The sequence below is a fragment of the Stutzerimonas kunmingensis genome (assembly GCF_021432085.1).
GTDB lineage: Bacteria > Pseudomonadota > Gammaproteobacteria > Pseudomonadales > Pseudomonadaceae > Stutzerimonas.
The window spans coordinates 841370-858822 of record NZ_CP090366.1 but is presented as its reverse complement, the minus strand read 5'-3'; the positions used below and the strand labels follow the sequence as shown (position 1 = coordinate 858822).

15 protein-coding genes and 1 pseudogene are annotated in these 17453 nt (G+C 54.4%); 12 read left to right on the top strand and 4 right to left on the bottom strand.

All coding sequences use genetic code 11. The features are described 5' to 3' along the window. The first annotated feature begins 322 nt into the window (after window positions 1-322). A complete protein-coding gene (locus LW136_RS03950; protein WP_017246346.1) occupies window positions 323-757 on the top strand; it encodes a hypothetical protein in 435 nt (144 codons plus the stop codon). Between the two features lie 257 nt (window positions 758-1014). Then, window positions 1015-1646: pseudogene (tcmP, locus tag LW136_RS03945) on the top strand (three-Cys-motif partner protein TcmP); the annotation flags it as partial. Between the two features lie 90 nt (window positions 1647-1736). Here tcmP and LW136_RS03940 read toward each other — a convergent pair. Next, window positions 1737-2417 (bottom strand): heavy metal response regulator transcription factor, encoded by a 681-nt coding sequence (locus tag LW136_RS03940; protein WP_003292635.1) that lies wholly within the window; start codon window positions 2415-2417, stop codon window positions 1737-1739. A gap of 430 nt (window positions 2418-2847) precedes the next feature. Between LW136_RS03940 and LW136_RS03935 the strand changes: the two genes are divergently transcribed. From LW136_RS03935 to LW136_RS03900, 8 genes are all read left to right on the top strand, one after another. Continuing rightward, window positions 2848-3057, top strand: coding sequence for a co-regulatory protein PtrA N-terminal domain-containing protein (locus tag LW136_RS03935; RefSeq protein WP_015275566.1), 210 nt, complete (start codon window positions 2848-2850; stop codon window positions 3055-3057). Between the two features lie 548 nt (window positions 3058-3605). Further along, the gene (locus LW136_RS03930) at window positions 3606-5447 is read left to right on the top strand and encodes a copper resistance system multicopper oxidase (RefSeq protein WP_003292636.1); all 1842 of its coding nucleotides are present in this window, start codon (window positions 3606-3608) and stop codon (window positions 5445-5447) included. A 12-nt stretch (window positions 5448-5459) separates the two neighbouring features. Beyond that, complete coding sequence (locus LW136_RS03925; protein ID WP_042922869.1) at window positions 5460-5762, top strand: hypothetical protein; 303 nt, start codon at window positions 5460-5462, stop codon at window positions 5760-5762. After that, window positions 5752-6750, top strand: coding sequence for a copper resistance protein B (locus LW136_RS03920; protein ID WP_042922867.1), 999 nt, complete (start codon window positions 5752-5754; stop codon window positions 6748-6750). The genes LW136_RS03925 and LW136_RS03920 overlap by 11 nt, the downstream gene beginning before the upstream one ends. A gap of 9 nt (window positions 6751-6759) precedes the next feature. Beyond that, window positions 6760-7575: a c-type cytochrome gene (locus LW136_RS03915; protein ID WP_017245517.1), complete on the top strand. Its 816-nt coding sequence runs from the start codon at window positions 6760-6762 to the stop codon at window positions 7573-7575. A 469-nt stretch (window positions 7576-8044) separates the two neighbouring features. Next, window positions 8045-8374, top strand: a complete 330-nt coding sequence (locus tag LW136_RS03910; RefSeq protein WP_234174697.1) for a four-helix bundle copper-binding protein — start codon at window positions 8045-8047, stop codon at window positions 8372-8374. 230 nt (window positions 8375-8604) lie between these two features. After that, window positions 8605-10065 (top strand): vitamin K epoxide reductase family protein, encoded by a 1461-nt coding sequence (locus LW136_RS03905; RefSeq protein ID WP_230697812.1) that lies wholly within the window; start codon window positions 8605-8607, stop codon window positions 10063-10065. A gap of 33 nt (window positions 10066-10098) precedes the next feature. Continuing rightward, complete coding sequence (locus LW136_RS03900) at window positions 10099-11097, top strand: SDR family oxidoreductase (protein ID WP_017245520.1); 999 nt, start codon at window positions 10099-10101, stop codon at window positions 11095-11097. A gap of 51 nt (window positions 11098-11148) precedes the next feature. Here the strand turns inward: LW136_RS03900 and LW136_RS03895 are convergent, their stop codons facing one another. Next, window positions 11149-12954, bottom strand: coding sequence for a glycoside hydrolase family 15 protein (locus LW136_RS03895; protein ID WP_158525221.1), 1806 nt, complete (start codon window positions 12952-12954; stop codon window positions 11149-11151). Between the two features lie 352 nt (window positions 12955-13306). Here LW136_RS03895 and LW136_RS03890 point away from each other — a divergent pair, with 352 nt between their 5' ends. Together LW136_RS03890 and flgB are read left to right on the top strand one after the other, a co-directional pair. Continuing rightward, window positions 13307-13666, top strand: coding sequence for a co-regulatory protein PtrA N-terminal domain-containing protein (locus tag LW136_RS03890; protein WP_026006590.1), 360 nt, complete (start codon window positions 13307-13309; stop codon window positions 13664-13666). A gap of 147 nt (window positions 13667-13813) precedes the next feature. Further along, window positions 13814-14227 (top strand): flagellar basal body rod protein FlgB, encoded by a 414-nt coding sequence (gene flgB, locus LW136_RS03885; protein ID WP_017245523.1) that lies wholly within the window; start codon window positions 13814-13816, stop codon window positions 14225-14227. A 63-nt stretch (window positions 14228-14290) separates the two neighbouring features. Here flgB and LW136_RS03880 read toward each other — a convergent pair whose 3' ends face one another. Together LW136_RS03880 and LW136_RS03875 are read right to left on the bottom strand one after the other, a co-directional pair. Next, window positions 14291-16057 (bottom strand): hypothetical protein, encoded by a 1767-nt coding sequence (locus tag LW136_RS03880; protein WP_230357661.1) that lies wholly within the window; start codon window positions 16055-16057, stop codon window positions 14291-14293. A gap of 6 nt (window positions 16058-16063) precedes the next feature. Then, window positions 16064-17437: a heavy metal sensor histidine kinase gene (locus LW136_RS03875; protein WP_042922864.1), complete on the bottom strand. Its 1374-nt coding sequence runs from the start codon at window positions 17435-17437 to the stop codon at window positions 16064-16066. Window positions 17438-17453: the final 16 nt, after the last annotated feature.

Below are 17453 nucleotides of genomic sequence, written 5' to 3'. Positions count from 1 at the left end.
GTCGGGTATCAGCAGGTGCTTCCACTCTTTCAGCCGATTCACATTTTAAAATGCGAGAACCAAGTAGAGTAATTTTAAATTGCGCTCACAGCCTGGGTCGGCGACGGACTGGCGCGATCGCTTACCGAGACACCACTGCCCACGACATACTGCTTGTGCCACTTTTAAATTATGAGTTTTGGGTCGAACACTCTACTAGATAGCCAGCCGAACGGCCTCCGGGGCGTTAACCAGAGACTGCATAAAAATACAGTTAGCCTATTGCCTTTTTTAAGCAGAGCAACTTAGAATTATGAACAGAACAACAACCTGAGGAAAAATCATGTCTATCCTAATTCTTAACTGCGAGCGCGACGAAGTCGGCGGTCAATACCTAGTAGCAAGCATTCACGGTGTGGAACACTGCGTATCACTTGATGATGACTATCCGGAGAAAATCCCAGATTCAGATGATATAGTCCACCGCATTAATGCAGATGACTTCAATGAGCTTTCTGAGAAGGTACGCTCCTACGTGCGCAAGCACAGCATAGCCCCCATTCATTCACTCGATGACGTTAGGCTGCTGGCGATGCAGCTCGGCGATATGAAAGCAAAGACCTACGAAATCGACGAAGAAGGTCATGGCCTCACGCTCCGTGACTGTAGCGTAGATAAAGGTGTACGCATCCTAGCTCGTAAATTTCAGAGTACATATCAGGCGCATCGCTGGCTGACCGAGCAACTGGATATTTTGAGTTTCAATGCACCACGGTAAGCGTGCACGCGCTAATGTCCCGCCATTGCATTCCCAATCAAAAGCCGCATGCAACCGAGGCGCGCTATATATAAAGACGTTTAATCGACTAAATTGACTTCAATGTGACTCGGTTAGACGTTGGCTTTATTGTAGATCGCCTGATTAGCTTGAAGACTGCCCACTTCAAATCTTTACTGTCTCGGTAGCCTTTCATTTACTAATGCCCGGCAACCGACGCACGCTTATAGATTGCACCAACAAAAGCGCATGGCATGCTGAAAGAGCTGAAGGCACATCAGCCTCGCAATTGGCAGTACCTGATCCAACGCCATCTGTCTGAAGGGATCAAACAGGAAAGCGGTGCCCAGTACATGACCGTGTTCTTCATCCGCCCTGCTGGCAGCAACCCGATGGCCTATTGGTTTATCCATCTGGCGAACAACTACCGCGCCAACGATGTGATGAAGAAGATCCACTGGAAATACGGCAACAACTTTTCCCATATGCTGTCGCCTTCCAGCTTTTTCGGCTACGACGCCAATCGGATATCGCCGTGACAGGCCAACACGATTTGCTGTTGGATGAGCATCACTTCGACGATGCCACCGATGACCGCGTCCGAGGAGAACTTTCAGAGCTCTTGCCCAAACAGGTCTACGAGGTAGAACGGAAACTTTTTTTGGGCCTGATGAGCGGATTGACCAACTACACCATGGCTGACGAGTTTCGCGTAAAGCAGGCGCTCGATATCGCTGTTGCGACCGGTGATTTGCTGGCGGTCGGTAAGGATGGCAAGACCAGGCGTCGCAAGGGCACTAGCATCAAATCCAGTGATATTCTGATAGCTCCCCCGCAGAGACCCATCTTCTTCGTGCCACAGCTGAAGAAATCCAGCTCGGAGAACTGAGGTTCGGCACCGCTCCTTGCTCGGTGGCTCGCCTTAACCGCATCGGTACCGGTAGCTTGGCCCATCGCGTGAAATGCCGAGCATTTCGCTCTAGGGGTCTGGCGCGTCGATCAAATAGCCCATCCCACGCGCGGTTTGTATGAGCTTAGGTTCGAACTCATCATCGATTTTTGCTCTCAGCCGTCGTACCGCCACCTCAATCACATTGGTATCGCTGTCGAAATTCATGTCCCATACTTGGGAGGCGATAAGGGACTTTGAGAGCACTTCCCCGCGACGCCGAAGTAATAGCTCAAGAAGTGCGAATTCCTTTGCAGTTAGGTCTATTCGTTTCCCCGATCGCGTAACTCGACGCCTGAGCAGATCGACCTCAAGGTCGAGGAGTTTGAGTATTGTTTGGTTGGGGACATTATTGCCGCGGCGAAGCAACGTACGGATCCTGGCTAGCAATTCGGAGAAGGCAAACGGCTTGATGAGATAATCATCAGCGCCCAACTCCAATCCCTTTACTCGATCCTGAACCCCGTCTCGGGCGGTGAGAAAGAGCACGGGAACCTCATTACCAGCAGCGCGGACTTTCTGTAAAACCTGCCACCCATCCAGGCCAGGCATCATCACGTCTAAGATGAGCAAGTCGTATGTGGTATGAAGCGCGTGCTGAGCAGCATCGGTCCCGTTTTCAACTCTATCGACTGTGAAGCCTGCCTCTGAAAGCCCCTGCTGTAGGTAGGTGCCTGTTTTCGGCTCGTCTTCAGCAACAAGAAGCTTCATGAAAGTATTCCCTCCGGCATTTGGAGCAGTGTGCCGATTGTCAGGGCGTGCAGCCAGTACCTTACAGAAACGTAATGCTCGCATCATCTGTCTGACAGCTTGTAGCGTTAACGTCTACATCAGCAGTTGCTCCCACACTCTGCTTTTTGGCCTTTTCCATGCTCCTTTGGCCTATCGGCGCCTAGATGGCGCCCTTTTTTTGCCCGCTGGAAACAAGACCTATTTGCCTGAACGAAAAGGCACCATGCACGCTACCTGCGCTTTCGCTTGGGCTCACTGCCTTTATGCATTACTGACGAAACCGTAATGTCTAAATCAGGGTTCTGACAGGAACGCTCGGTTAGCTTAGACACAAGACCAAGCCAAAGCCAAAGCCTCTATTTATGGAGCTGCGCTGGGTCTCCCATGTCTTCGAACGAGGTAACAAGTAATGAAATTCTTCAGATCCGTTTCTGTACTGCTCGCCATCGCAGCAAGCTCTTCCTATGCAATGGCAGAAGGTGGTGGTGATCGTACCTTTGCTCGTATGGAGCAGGCTCGCCAAATAGCGATCGCTAGTTATCAGGCTGACCAGAAGGACCAAGCCCAGGAGGTAGCCTCAAAAGCAACTTCAGCGAAGCACGCCCACGCTAATTGCTGAAGCGAAACCTTACGCAACTGTGACCATGCACCTCTCGGAACTGTGGCAGCTTTCTCGGATGTTGTAGTTGCCACGGTGTTGGTAGTTGTAACATTCGTTGGAAGAACCGGCGATATCAGTATTAACAGCGCACATTATTTTAAGCGATTATTATCAAAGCTGCAGCCTAAATTAAACTATTAAGATGATCGGAATATAATAATGTGAAGGCAGCGGTTAGAGGCTGATGGTATTAGCCGTACATTGAGCAATCTTTGACTTCAATGAGTATCGTTGCAACCGGATCCTTGCACGGAAATCAAAAGCCATTGCGCAGCTTCCACCTGGAGATTGACATGCTCACAGGCGATTTTTTGGGCGATTTCTGAAGCGCTTTAAGCTTACAAAAATGTAATCCCGCGTCTTTCTTAGGCATGCCATATTTACGATTAAAGGCGAGTCGCTTGATAAGACAGACCGTGCGCGAGTTTCTAAGATCGTTTAACGCTGGCAACACCAACCTTACGGCTGGTTTCGGCTTGGCTCCTTAGTTTGATTGGAACCTACACATGCAACGTAAAACCTCTAGGCGAACCTTTGTTAAAGGCTTGACTGCCGCAGGCATCCTTGGCGGTCTTGGCTTGTGGCGAGCTCCGGTCTGGGCAGTGACTAGCCCAGGCCAGCCCAGCGTACTAAGTGGCACGGAGTTCGATCTGCTGATTGGGGAGACGCCGGTCAATATCACCGGCGCGGCCCGGACAGCGATGACTATCAATGGGACCATCCCAGGGCCGCTTCTACGTTGGCGTGAAGGGGATACCGTCACGCTGCGAGTCAGAAATAAGTTGAGCGAAGATACATCGATTCACTGGCACGGCATGATCCTGCCGGCCAACATGGATGGCGTGCCTGGATTGAGCTTCCACGGCATCGCTCCCGATGGCATGTATGTCTACAAGTTTCAGGTTAAACAGAACGGTACCTATTGGTACCACAGTCATTCAGGCCTACAAGAGCAGCTTGGTGTCTATGGTCCCTTGGTCATCGATGCGAAGGATCCCGAACCGTTCAGCTATGACCGCGACTATGTGGTGATGTTGACTGATTGGTCCGATGAGGATCCCGCTCGAATCCTTTCTAAGCTCAAGAAGCAGTCCGATTATTACAACTTCCACAAGCGCACTGTCGGAGACTTCATTAACGACGTGAGCGAAGACGGCTGGGCCGCTACGATTGCGAATCGGAAAATGTGGGCTCAGATGAAAATGAGTCCCACCGACCTCGCCGACGTAAGCGGCTACACCTATACCTATCTAATGAACGGCCAAGCACCCGACGGGAACTGGACCGGCATCTTTAAGCCCGGCGAGAAGCTTCGTCTGCGGTTCATCAACGGCTCGGCCATGAGCTATTTCGATGTCCGCATTCCAGGGCTGAAGATGACTGTAGTCGCAGCCGATGGCCAATACGTCAACCCAGTTAGCGTCGACGAATTCCGCATTGCCGTGGCAGAAACCTACGATGTGATTGTCGAGCCTGCGACCGAGGAGGCTTACACGATCTTCGCCCAATCGATGGATCGCACAGGATACGCCCGTGGCACGCTAGCGGTTGCCGAAGGGCTGAGCGCTCCTGTTCCAGAAACCGATCCTCGACCACTAATCACCATGGACGACATGGGGATGGATCACGGCAGCATGGGCGGTATGGCGGGCATGGACCATGGCGGCGACATGGGCGCGATGGACCATAGCAACATGTCCGGCATGAACCACGGTGACATGCAAGGGATGGGCGACATGGGCGCAATGGCCGGCATGGATCACAGCAAAATGGGTGGGATGTCCGGGATGGACCACTCTGGAATGGCTGGGATGAGCGCAGGTATGCAATCGCACCCGCCCTCAGAGTCCAATAACCCACTGGTGGACATGCAGACCATGAGCCCAACTCATAGGCTGAACGATCCCGGTATTGGCTTACGAGACAACGGCCGCCGAGTCCTGACCTATAGCGACTTGAGAAGCACTTTCCCCGATCCGGACGGCCGTGAGCCCAGTCGGACGATCGAACTCCATCTCACCGGCCACATGGAGAAGTTCTCCTGGTCATTTGACGGTATAGAGTTCTCTGATTCGGAGCCCCTGCGGCTCAAATATGGCGAGCGGGTACGCATCACTTTGGTCAACGACACCATGATGACCCATCCGATTCATCTGCATGGTATGTGGAGCGATCTTGAGGATGAGAATGGAAAGTTCATGGTTCGCAAGCACACGATCGACATGCCTCCAGGTTCGAAGCGCAGCTACCGCGTGACAGCCGATGCACTCGGGCGTTGGGCTTATCACTGTCACCTACTGCTTCACATGGAAATGGGCATGTTTCGTGAAGTCCGAGTGGACGAGTAAGAGGAACTTTATATGGGAAATTTTATGAAGCGTAAAACTCTTATCGGCAGCGCGTTAATGTTCAGTCTGCTGGGCGTAATGAATATATCAGCTGCGTTTGCAGAGCAAACGCATGATCAGCACAAGCAACCATCGGCTTCGTCGCAAAATTCAGGCAACAAGCCGGCATCTCAGACAAAAGGCTCCTCTAACTCAGAAATGGACCACGGCGACATGGGTCATGGCTCGATGGACCATGGTGAAATGGACCATGGCAAGATGGATCATGACCCGAAGGCTACTGGTACTGAGGTGGATTCGCACCATGACCACTAGATCTTCTCGCTTTGCTCTTATTGCGCTCGGAGTTTCGTTGAGCGCAGCGGCTGGACGGATAGCCAACGCCGCCGAGATGATGGATCACTCGACGCATCAAACCCCTCCTATTCCGGCAGCTCAAGCCCCTGCATCTTCTGCCAAGCCCGCGGCAATGAATCATGGCTCCGGTGGGCAAATGGACCATTCTGCAATGGGTCATGGTGCGATGGACCATAGCAAGATGAACCATGGCCAAATGAAGCATGACGATACGCTCGAAATGCCCGGCATGGTTCATCCCTCGTTCATTCCAGTATTGACCGATGCGGATAGAGAAGCGGCTTTCCCTGGTCTTCAAGGTCATACGGTCCATGACAAGGATCTGGCCTGGTTCCTTCTGCTAGATCAACTTGAGTACCAGGACGCAAATGAAGGTAGCACCCTCAGTTGGGAAGCTACTGCCTGGGTTGGTGGCGATATCAATCGGTTCTGGTTTCGCTCGGATGGTGAGCGAACGAATGGCGTTACTGAAGACGCGGAAATTGAGGCGCTTTACGGGCGTGCAATCAGTCCCTGGTGGGATGTAGTAGCAGGTGTTCGCCAGGACTTTAAGCCCGAGTCGCCGCAGACGTGGGCGGCTTTAGGCCTTCAGGGGCTGGCTCTGTATGGATTCGAAGCGGAAGCCACCGCCTTTGTTGGTGAAGGTGGGCAGACAGCAGCACGCTTAGAAGGCGAATACGACATCCTTCTAACGAACAGGCTCATCCTCCAACCGACTGCCGAGTTCAATTTCTATGGCAAGGACGATCCTGCACGCGGAGTGGGCGCTGGTCTAGCAAATACAGAGGTGGGGCTCCGCCTCCGATACGAAATCGTTCGTGAGTTCGCACCGTACATCGGCGTCACGTGGAGCCGGGCATACGGTAATACCGCTGATATGGCGAGAGATGAGGGCGAAGACCTAGATGAGGCGCGGTTCGTTGCTGGCGTCAGGCTTTGGTTTTAAGGACCTTCGATGAAAAGAATAATTATTAGCTTCGCTGCCTTCTGTGCTCTGGGCCTGTTGGTAGTGGCCGGAGTTGTTTTCTCAGGACTGATTAGCGTTGCCGCGGATGATCCTCATACGGGAGTCGTGCACGCATTCCTGGAAACTGCTCGCAATCGCTCGATTGAGGTTCGTTCCGAAGACATAGTCGTGCCATCTCTCGACGATGAAGACCAAATCCGCGCCGGGGCGGGGAACTACGACTCGATGTGTGTGGGTTGTCATTTGGCGCCAGGCATGGCTGAGACCGAGCTAAGCAATGGCCTTTATCCCGCACCACCCAGCCTGGCTGAAGCGGGGCTATACGGTGACCCAGCAAAAACATTTTGGGTCATCAAGCATGGCATCAAGGCCACTGGGATGCCTGCGTGGGGTAAAAGCATGGCTGACCCGTACATCTGGGGAATGGTGGCTTTTCTGCAGAAGCTTCCTGAGTTAGATGAAGGAGCGTATCGAGCACTCGTTGCGTCTAGCGGTGGTCACCAGCATGGTGGTGGGGAGACCCCAGCTGGGCACGGTCAACAACATGGTGAGGTGGCCTTGGACGACCACCATCAGGGCGACAGTGGCGACTCGGATCACCATGGCTCTAGCAGCTCAAGTGATGCAGCCGGCCAATCAAACTTTGGTCACCATGGTAATAATGAAAGCGATGACCATCATGCGTCAGAGGAGCCCCAGGCGGTTAAACACAGCAATGGCAATGGCGGTGACAACGCCGATGCGGAAGGCAAATCTCCTTCAAAAAACCATGTACACGCAGACGGGAAGCAACACGACCACTAACATCCGGTATGTCTGTACCTAAGCGGTTCTGACCAGGCTCTTAGAAAGACGCCTCGGCACAAGCAAAGGGGGTCGGTCTTAGGCCATCCTAATTCGACGCAACGGTACCGGAGGGCTTTTCACAACCATTAGGCCGCAGGTCTAGTGACTCTCATAGTTAAGGGCTTTCGCTCCGGCCGTTCCCCATTGGATGCTCCCAGTCGTGGCGACCGGGAGCTCCCCATACCCCACCGGTTATCTAGAACAGACTAGCGAAGCCGGCTAAGCCATCGGAAGTTTGGCTCATCGTCTCCAACTGTCACCGCATACATCATATTCGGTACCGTTGCGCACCTTACAGCATTGTAATGAAGTTGGTCGAAACGGGCTCGGTAGGAGCGTGTCGTAATTCAGTGCCTGCTAATACGCTTATGAGGTATTTGGCTAGTAGGCACCGACGACATACCACTATCGAACCCTGGAGAACGCAATGACATACTCAATGTTCGCTTCCTGTATCCAAGCTTGTTCGAACTGTGCCCTAGTGTGCGAAACGTGCGCCTCTGCTTGCCTGCGTGAGGATGACGTAAAAATGATGGCTCGCTGCATCGAGTTGGACCGTGACTGCGCAGACATTTGTAGGTTGGCCGCCACACTGATGAGCCGTGAAAGTGAGTACGCCAAGGAGTTCTGTGCCCTTTGCGCCAAGATCTGCCGCGCATGCGGTGAGGAATGCGCGAAACATCAGATGGATCACTGCCAAGAGTGTGCCAAAGCGTGCATGAAGTGCGCTGAAGAATGCGAGCGCATGGCTGCGTAACAATCTCGACTTGCTGCTCTGGCAAAGCTCATATCTCGTTGCCAGAGCCGCTTCGCCGGATTGACCGTTATATCCCAGCATGTGCAGAAGCTCAGCCAGCTGACTTGCTAGCAGAAAAGCCTAGATATCCGCTGGCCTAGCTCACCCAAACCTGCGCGCGGTCGCAACACCGTAACGCTTTTTTCTCTTGCCGCAAAGTAACCGATACTACAGTGCTGGGGACTAGATCTATGGAGCATCAAGGAGAATATCTACGCCAAGGCGCCACGTCGTCCGATATGGGTATGGATGCGCATATGCAGATGATGGAGCGACGCCATCTCGCGACGCTGTGGTGCCACTTCGTCAATGTATTGCTCGGCTTTTGGGTGCTGAGTGCGCCCTTCATCTTCGGCTACATGAACGTAGCGCCGGGTGACCTTGATCTGCCACGCCTGGCAGCCGAACGTAATTTGCCTGAAGTCGCCACCCGCGCGTTGCTGATGACCTGGAACGACGTCATCAGCGGCGCGTTGATCGTGTTGTTCGCCATCCTCTCGCTCAAACGGATTAGCTGGGCGCAATGGGCCAACACGGTCATGGGATTGTGGTTGATGTTCGCGCCGCTGCTGTTCTGGACTCCATCCCCGGCGAGCTACGGCAATGCCTTGCTGGTCGGTGGGCTGGTGATCGCCTTCTCTACTCTGGTGCCGATGATGCCCGGCATGAGCATGCAGGGCATGATGCAAAAGGCTGCAGTGCCGCCGGGCTGGGATTACAACCCTTCGACTTGGCTGCAACGCCTGCCAATAGCCATCCTCGCCGTGATCGGCATTCTGCTCGCGCGTTATCTGGCCGCTTATCAGCTTGGCCATACCTCGAACGCCTGGGATCCCTTTTTCGGCACCGAACCTAACGGCACCGAGACCATCATTACCTCGGACATGTCGCGCGCCTGGCCGGTATCCGATGCAGGGATCGGTGTGATGGCCTATATGATCGAGCTGCTCATGGCGGTTATGGGCGATGCCCGGCGCTGGCGCACCATGCCGTGGATGGTCGCAGCGTTCGGCGTGGTGGTCGTGCCCCTTGGCGCGGTGAGTATCTTCTTCATCATCGCCCAGCCGATTTTCATCGACACCTGGTGCACGCTGTGCCTGGTTCAGGCCTTGGCCATGCTGGTGATGATGCCTTACGCACTGGATGAGCTGGTCGCCATGGGGCAGTTTCTGAAAGACGCGCGACGTCGCGGCAAGCCGTTCTGGAAGACCTTTTTCATGGGCGATGCAATGGAAGGCGCCCGCGAGGACAACACGCCGGAGTTCGACGGCAGCCTCTCCTCAATGACCCTCAAAGGCCTTCGCGGAGTAAACCTGCCCTGGGGGCTCGCGCTGCTGTGCATTCTAGGCGTCTGGCTGATGTCGACCCGGTTGATCTTCGGTACCGACGGCGCGATGGCCAACAGTGATCACCTGATGGGCTCGCTGCTGATCACCGTCTCGGTGCTGGCCTTTGCAGAAGTAGCTCGCCCGCTGCGGTTTCTGAATCTTCCCATCGGCGCCTGGTTGATCGCCGCGCCCTCGTTCCTAGACGGGGCAGGATTCGCCGCCACGATCGGCAGCCTGATCGCTGGTCTGCTGGTAATAGTGCTGAGCCTTCCGAAGGGGGTGATTAACCACCGTTATGCCGGCTGGAACGCGCTGTTGCGCTAAGCCAATGCAATCCAACCAGCACAGGAGTCGAACATGACCGACCGCGCAAAAACCGCCGTGATTTGTGGCGGGACCGCAGGCATAGGAAGAGCGACAGCTCATGCGTTCGCGCAAGCTGGCTTTCGCATCGCAGTGATCGCCCGCGGCGAAGAGGGGTTAGCCGATACCCGTGCTGAACTGGAGGAAAAGGGCACCATGACGCTGGCGATTTCAGCGGATGTGGCCGACGCCGAGGCGGTCGATAAGGCAGCCGAGCGTATCGAGGCGGAGCTGGGTCCGATCGAGATATGGGTCAACGCCGCGATGGCTACGGTGTTCGGCCCGGTCAACAAAACCAGCGCGGCGGAATACAAGCGGGTGACCGAGGTGACCTATCTCGGTTTCGTTCACGGCACGCTGGCAGCGCTGCGCTATATGGAGTCGCGCAACCGAGGCACCATCGTCCAGGTGGGCTCGGCCCTCTCCTATCGCGCGATTCCCTTGCAATCGGCCTACTGCGCCGCCAAGTTCGCCATCCGCGGGTTTACCGACTCGCTGCGCTGCGAGCTGATCCATACCAACAGCCGCGTACGGCTGACCATGGTGCAGCTGCCGGCACACAACACGCCGCAGTTCGACTGGTCGCGCAACAAGATGCAAAAGCGTCCGCAGCCAGTCCCTCCTATCCATACGCCAGAGGTCGCCGCGCGCGCCATCCTCCGTGCAGCGACCGACGCACCCCGCGAACTTTGGCTGGGGCGCGCCTCGTTCCAGGCCATCATTGGCAATATGTTCATGCCCGGCCTGCTTGATCGGATGATGGCCAAGCAGGCCTGGAACGGGCAGATGACCGACGAACCGGCTAGCGATGAACAGCCGGACAACTTGTTCCAGCCGGTAGTTGGGCTGCATCGCCTCGAAGGGCGCTTCGGCGACCAGACAAAAGGAAAGGCACTGGGCCTAAGCTCCGAAACCGTGGGCAAGCTGGCTGCGGGTGCCTTGGCGTTGGTAATGGTGTTTGGCGTAGCGGTAGTTGTTGCTATTGCCAGCTAGCCGGGTCGCATCAATTGGATCAGGCAAAAGCGCCCGTTGAACGCGGGCACGTTAATCAAAAGAACCGAGGCTCAGTGCGGCATTGATCAAACCCACATGAGAAAAGGCCTGCGGTATGTTGCCTAGATGCTGGCCGCTTCGGGTGTCGAACTCCTCAGCGAACAGGCCGTGCTCACCCTTGCGTTGCAGCAGCTGTTCGAAAAATTCCTTTGCCTCTCGAGGCCGGCCGGTTTGCACTAATGCCTCGACGAGCCAAAAGCTGCATATGAAGAAGGCGCCTTCTCGGCCCTGTAGCCCATCCGAAATTTCAGCAGGGTAGCGCCGTAGCGCGACGCCGCCTTCGTCCAGTTGTTTACGGATCGCATCGACCGTATTGATGAAACGCTCGTCGCTGCCTTCGATGAAACCAACACGTGCTAACAGCAGAAGGCTGGCGTCAAGCCTATCGTCATCGAAGGCCCGGATGAAATGGCTGCCGTCGGCGCTGACACCACGACGCAGGACTAACTGACGTAGAGCCTCGGCCTGATTGACCCAGCTTTCCTCATCTCCATCTAGGTCATGGCGGCGCTTCAGCCAAAGCGCACGCTGTAGGCCGGCCCACGCCATAACCTTGGAGTGCACATAGTGGCGCGGCGCGCTGCGCATCTCCCAAATGCTTTGGTCAGGCTCCTGCCAGTGCGCGGCAATGAAATCAGCAGCGGCGCGCATATGAGGCCAGTGCGCCCGCATCGCATCGTCACCCATGCTATCGCAGATGCTCACGCACTCCAGCAACTCGCCATAAACATCCAGCTGAAACTGGCCGTCGGCAGCGTTACCTACACGCACCGGCCGCGAGCCGCGATAGCCATCAACCCCTTCGATATTACGTTCTGGCGGCGGCGCAGCACCGTTTACATCGTATAGCACGGCCAGCGGCGTCCCATGCTGCTCAATGGTTCGCTGCATCCACTGGGCCCAACGATGTGCCTCATCTCGACAACCGAGGCCGAAGAGAGCACCAAGTGTCAGCCCCGCGTCTCGGAACCAGGTATACCGATAATCCCAGTTACGCTCGCCGCCCAAGCGTTCAGGTAGGGATGTCGTTCCAGCAGCTACAACCGCCCCGCTGGGTTCGTATGTCAGCAACTTAAGAGTGATAGCGCTACGCACGACGTCGGCCCGATAACTAGCGGGGCAATCCAGCGCTGCACACCAGTCACGCCACGCTTTCAACGTCGCCGCAATCCGAGCTGGCACTGATTCAATCGATACAGGAACGGGTGGGGCATCTTGCTCTAAGGAAACGCTTAGACAAATTCCGGCACTCCCTCCTGCATCTACTGAGAGGACTCCCTGCCAGCCTTCACCGTCTGGATACAGTGCGCAGTCCGCTTGAAGCAATAGCTGTTGCCGCTGATACGAATAGATTAAACCTTCGGCCGAAAGGCTTGCCTCACCGGCTACGCTTCCGAAATCTGGACGGGGCTCAAACATCAGCGTGAACTCACAACGGCCAGCTAGTCCGTCTACCTGCCAAAGCAAGCTTTGCTGATCGTCTGATCCAGGCCACTCCATACAAAGCGTGACACGGGCGGACCCGGACGCGCTGTGCACCTCGAACTCCAATACTGCAGAATCGTCCAGATAATGCGTTTTGAGGTCACCCGGTGTCGACAGCTGCAGGCGCCCACCACGATCGCGATCGAGCAGCGGCCAAATCAGCGGTGTGCCATCGAAGCACCGGGGACAGAACCATTCCACGTTGCCATCTGGGCCGACCAATGCCATGGAGCGACCATCACCGACGGCCGCCAGCGAAGCGATCATTGGATATTCTGCCTTTCCAGCTGTCAGCTGCTGATCAATTCTCATAGTTCTCTTCATGTCGGTGCGCTTACAGGCGATTCAAAGGCCAGTCTAGACTGCTGCTTCAAAGCGGCAGGCTCGCGTTGAGTTTATAAATACTTCGGAGCTGACATGAAGAGCAACCCGAGGTAAGCCTGCTTTATTAACCCTAATGATGGACAGCTTATGCCGGGTGCGCGGTTCGCTCGGTCGAAAAGCCAAATGCTTACAAAAATGTAATCACTAGCTCAGCTTCATGACAGGGTATATGAACAAATTTGCAGAAATAGATGGTCTGAGAGGCGGCATAAGTATGGTCCTAGCCCATCGAAACAGGCTCAGTAGCAGCGGCCGAATCTTTAATACGGAGATCACCTTTATGAAATTGTTGATACCTTTTTACCTTGTCGGATCGATGATGCTGTCTCCCATAGCTTGGGCTGAAGGAGGAAGCGACCGCACTCTCGAGCGCCTTCAGCAACTGCGCGATAAAGCTGAAGCGGTTTTGGTTCAAGCAGAGAAAGCGCCAGTCTGCGAGCGCCAAGTGCATATGAAAGAACATATGGGAATGCTCGAAGAAATGATGAGCCAGCTCCATAAAGATCATCCAGGGCCAGACGTCTCTACCGAGGAGCATTTGGCTTGGATGGAGAAGCACGACAAATTGGTAGACGATGTACTAAAACAAATGATTCGCGAACATAAGCTGATGACGGCTAATAGGGAGTGTCATCCGTAATAAATCGCTACTCTTCCAGCCATTACGATTACGGACGCTCTCTGGCTTTGCACCGCCCGACCAAGTGCCAGGTCGGGAGTAAATCCTACAGGCTGATCGACGTAATTCTGATCAGCACTGTTTTTTTCAAACTTGATAGGATCGTTGATGAGGATTAGTTTCGAAAAGGCTCTAGGCGGGCCAGAAAAAGCGCTCCTCTACACTGCCAAAAGAGCAGAGGTGCTGAGCAACAATATAGCCAATGCTGATACACCCAATTTCAAAGCCAGGGATTTGAATTTTGCCTCGGTGTTTGCCGCTCAAAACAAGCAGGCAATTAACACTGAGTTTTCACTGGCCAAAACTAACCAGAGTCATATAAATACTGGTGGCTTGGAGGTTACTCTTAGCGATGCGGCCCTACTCTATAGGGTTCCCAATCAACCGTCGCTTGATCAGAACACAGTCGACGTTCAGGTTGAACAAGCAAAATATGCGGAAAATTCGATTCGTTTCCAGGCTGCATTTACTCGGCTGAACGGCGCATTCAAGGGTTTAATGATGGCCCTGAAAGGTGGGTGAAAAGGCAATGTTCCTTTGGCTCTGCGCCCCGTAAGGAACATCTGGGCTGTGCGAGACAGGCTCTCACCCGCTTTTAAACAACAGTGCCTCAATTCGATCGTGTTCTTCCCGTGTCGGTAGAGCGGTTGAATTTACCTTGTCATCACTATTCGGCTGGCGATTTTCCGGTGGGCCAATTTCAGGGTGGTAAGCGCCATCTGCGTCGAATGCAACCCAGCCGTACCATTCTCGGATGACTTTGGAAGGATGGCCATCCTCCATTGCGACATACCAGTCCGCCAATCGGAAACGCTTACCGGCAAGCTTAGAAGTAGCCATTTCGGCTCGAACCAGCGCCAGATATAGCGGGTGCGGCAGTTCCTCTACGGCGCTGGTTTCGTCGAGCAAGAACGTGAACGAGGCGTGCGACGGTTGCTCTGTAGAACCGGCTCGCTCCTCTTCCTCGCCTAAGGTAAACACAGGAGCAAAACCGCCCCCCTCTGTTCTGAAGTTGGTCGTCTGGCCTTGGTAGACCCTGGCAGCGTTCCACTGCACCTCGCCAGCATAAGCGTACGCGCGCAGGTCAAACTTCATCGGTCGTACCTGAGGGTCGGCGACGGTTCTACGCTCGCCAGGAGCTACAAGGGACTGGGCGACGTAGTTTCCGCCAACGATTTCTTCCCAAACGCGCTTGGTGAGCTTGTCTCCTCGGTATGCACCGCGACTACCAAACCCGCTGACGGGCTTGAAGAAGAGGCTACGGCGGTTTTGCCAGAGGTGCTCTGCGTTACCATGCCCGACAGGCACGGTAAGCGGGACGTATTGGGCCAATACGGCTCGGATTTGCTGACCAACGCCAATCTCTTCCAAAAAACGTCCGTTGGTTAGGTCAACCAACCGGCGTTTGTCGGCATAAAGGGCATAGGCCTGAGGGTGCGGCGTTACCGTCACGACATCAGCCAAATAAGCGCTGCGCAGCGCGCTGCAATTGTCACCTTCCAGATAGAAATCGGTGAGTCGGTTATAGACGAGATCCACAGGCTTTCCGTCGACCAAGAGGCACTCGTTGTGAAAGGCCAGATCGGCTGGGTCTGCGATTAGGCAGTCGATTCCTGCTGACTCGAATAACCGCTGAAAAAGAAGGAACTCCGGATACAGGTATTGGGCTTGTGGGCTTTCATCCAAGATCACCACGCGCGTGAGCGGACGTTGCTCGCCGCTCGCAGACCATTCTTGGGCGAACATATGCAGAATCGATTGTTCGAAGCCTCCGGGCCATTCCTGCCCCGGCGATAGTCCGACTACGCCGCTGCAACAACTGCGCTGCGCGCGGGCGAGCAATACGTTTAGCATCGCTCCGCCCGCATTTGTGTTTATTTCGATGAGCCCAAGCTTGTCCTCATCCAGATGAAAATCGTAGCCAAAGAAGACGCCCCGCGCGCGACGAGGGTTGTGTTGCGCAATAGGGGGGGCGGAATCCAGAGCATGCTCGCGCCAAGCGGGCAAACTCACGGTTCGCTCGATGGCTTGGATGACCTCACGCACCTGACGCAGTCGCGACGGCGAAACAAATACCGGTCGAGCAGCAAATACATGGGGGCAACGTGACTTCAATAGCTCTGACAACTCGGGATTTCCAAGCTGTTCGGACAATGCATTTGTGAGCGCAACCTGATCCAGGCTCACGCAGAAGCACGCTTCGTTGAGCGCTGCGGCCGTCGTACCGCATTTTCTCGATGAGGACGCTGTCACGGGAACCTCCAGGATCAAACATACAGGTTCGAAAGGCGTGACCTCTTTCGGTTCAGCCAGGCATTTCTCTAAAGCGTAGGTCAGGGTCGTTGTGGGCATCTGCCATTAACTAGACATAAGCCTTGGAAGCGTCATTGTAAAAGTCGTGCGTCCCTCAGCTGATTCACAAGCGATGCGCCCTTTGTGCGCTTCTACTATTGAACGAGTGATAGCCATGCCGAGGCCCGCGTTCAACGTAGTACCTTCGCGCCTTGCGGTGTCGACCCTGTAGAAACGGTCGAATATCCGGGTTTGAAGCTCGGCTGGAATAGTTATGCCGCGGTTGGAAATAGCCGTGGAAACCGAAGCGCCGCTCTCGCTTATTTCAACGCTTATGGTGCTGCGTTCCTCCGCATACCGAACTGCGTTAGAGACTATGTTTGAAATAGCCCGTCTTAGCATTGATTTGTCCCCATTCACCGATCCATCGCCTGAAAGAGCGATTTTTACATTTTTTTCCTCGGCTGCTAGCTCGTAATATTCGATAACGCTAGCGGCAATCTCAGCTATGCTGGCATCTTCGGCACTGGGCGTAATCTTTCCGTTGTCCGCCTTGGCTAGGAACAGCATGTCATCGACCATCTTTGACATGCGCCTAAGTTCTTCGAGGGCGGAATACAAAATGTTCTTGTAGTCGGTATTCTCGCGGTCGCGCAAGAGCGCGACCTCCATTTGGGTAAGCATGCTGTTCAGCGGCGTTCTTAGCTCATGCGCGATGTCCGCTGAGAAACCTGACAGCCGGAGGAAAGAATCATCCAAGCGCGAGAGCATTTCATTGAAGTTAGCAACGAGTTCATGAAGTTCGCCTGGTACTGACTCGGTCGGAATCCGCGTATCTAAGCAGTTGGCGGTTACGGTTGAAGATGTCTTGGATAGTTCGCCAATGGGCTTCAAGCCCTTTTTGATCAGAACAACACCTAGTGCCCCACTTAGAAGCGCACTGATCACGAGCGTATAAGCAAACCATTGCTGAATCATCTCGAAGAAGTGGACTCGATGCGTTACATCCAAAGCCAGATAGATGACTGCGTCTTGCCCTTCGACCCACTGATCTACTTTTCTGGTAATGCCACTGTACTGGTGCCCATCGAAATTTACTGCCCAGCGTTCCTCTTGATTATCCGTGACGAGAGGAAGCAAGCGCTCAGAAAAATTGTGGTGTGAGTAAACCGTTTTGCCGTCTATCACTACCGCAGTTGCAAACCCGAAAGAGTGCTCAATGACCGCATCGATCTTTGAGGTGGCCTCCTGTCCGAAAGCCGTACTGCTACGTAGCATATGCTCTACGGCAGCGGCTTTTTCACTCAGCACTTGCGCATCCTTGCGCTCGAAATGCAGCTGGCAGAAATAATAGAAGCTGATTGCGGCGACCATCAGCACAACCGTAACCACGAGCATGAAAACCACCGCCATTCTGCTCGTCAGTGAAACTTTTTCCATCAGTACGGTCCTGGTT

Bases quoted from the DNA above. Each gene is read 5' to 3' on its own strand.
- LW136_RS03910 (WP_234174697.1), top strand. From the start codon at position 8,045: ATGACATACTCAATGTTCGCTTCCTGTATCCAAGCTTGTTCGAACTGT.
- LW136_RS03935 (WP_015275566.1), top strand. From the start codon at position 2,848: ATGAAATTCTTCAGATCCGTTTCTGTACTGCTCGCCATCGCAGCAAGC.
- LW136_RS03950 (WP_017246346.1), top strand. From the start codon at position 323: ATGTCTATCCTAATTCTTAACTGCGAGCGCGACGAAGTCGGCGGTCAA.
- flgB (WP_017245523.1), top strand. From the start codon at position 13,814: ATGAGGATTAGTTTCGAAAAGGCTCTAGGCGGGCCAGAAAAAGCGCTC.
- LW136_RS03875 (WP_042922864.1), bottom strand. From the start codon at position 17,437: ATGGAAAAAGTTTCACTGACGAGCAGAATGGCGGTGGTTTTCATGCTC.
- LW136_RS03905 (WP_230697812.1), top strand. From the start codon at position 8,605: ATGGAGCATCAAGGAGAATATCTACGCCAAGGCGCCACGTCGTCCGAT.
- LW136_RS03890 (WP_026006590.1), top strand. From the start codon at position 13,307: ATGAAATTGTTGATACCTTTTTACCTTGTCGGATCGATGATGCTGTCT.
- LW136_RS03900 (WP_017245520.1), top strand. From the start codon at position 10,099: ATGACCGACCGCGCAAAAACCGCCGTGATTTGTGGCGGGACCGCAGGC.
- LW136_RS03880 (WP_230357661.1), bottom strand. From the start codon at position 16,057: ATGCCCACAACGACCCTGACCTACGCTTTAGAGAAATGCCTGGCTGAA.
- LW136_RS03925 (WP_042922869.1), top strand. From the start codon at position 5,460: ATGGGAAATTTTATGAAGCGTAAAACTCTTATCGGCAGCGCGTTAATG.
- LW136_RS03930 (WP_003292636.1), top strand. From the start codon at position 3,606: ATGCAACGTAAAACCTCTAGGCGAACCTTTGTTAAAGGCTTGACTGCC.
- LW136_RS03895 (WP_158525221.1), bottom strand. From the start codon at position 12,954: ATGAGAATTGATCAGCAGCTGACAGCTGGAAAGGCAGAATATCCAATG.
- LW136_RS03940 (WP_003292635.1), bottom strand. From the start codon at position 2,417: ATGAAGCTTCTTGTTGCTGAAGACGAGCCGAAAACAGGCACCTACCTA.
- LW136_RS03920 (WP_042922867.1), top strand. From the start codon at position 5,752: ATGACCACTAGATCTTCTCGCTTTGCTCTTATTGCGCTCGGAGTTTCG.
- LW136_RS03915 (WP_017245517.1), top strand. From the start codon at position 6,760: ATGAAAAGAATAATTATTAGCTTCGCTGCCTTCTGTGCTCTGGGCCTG.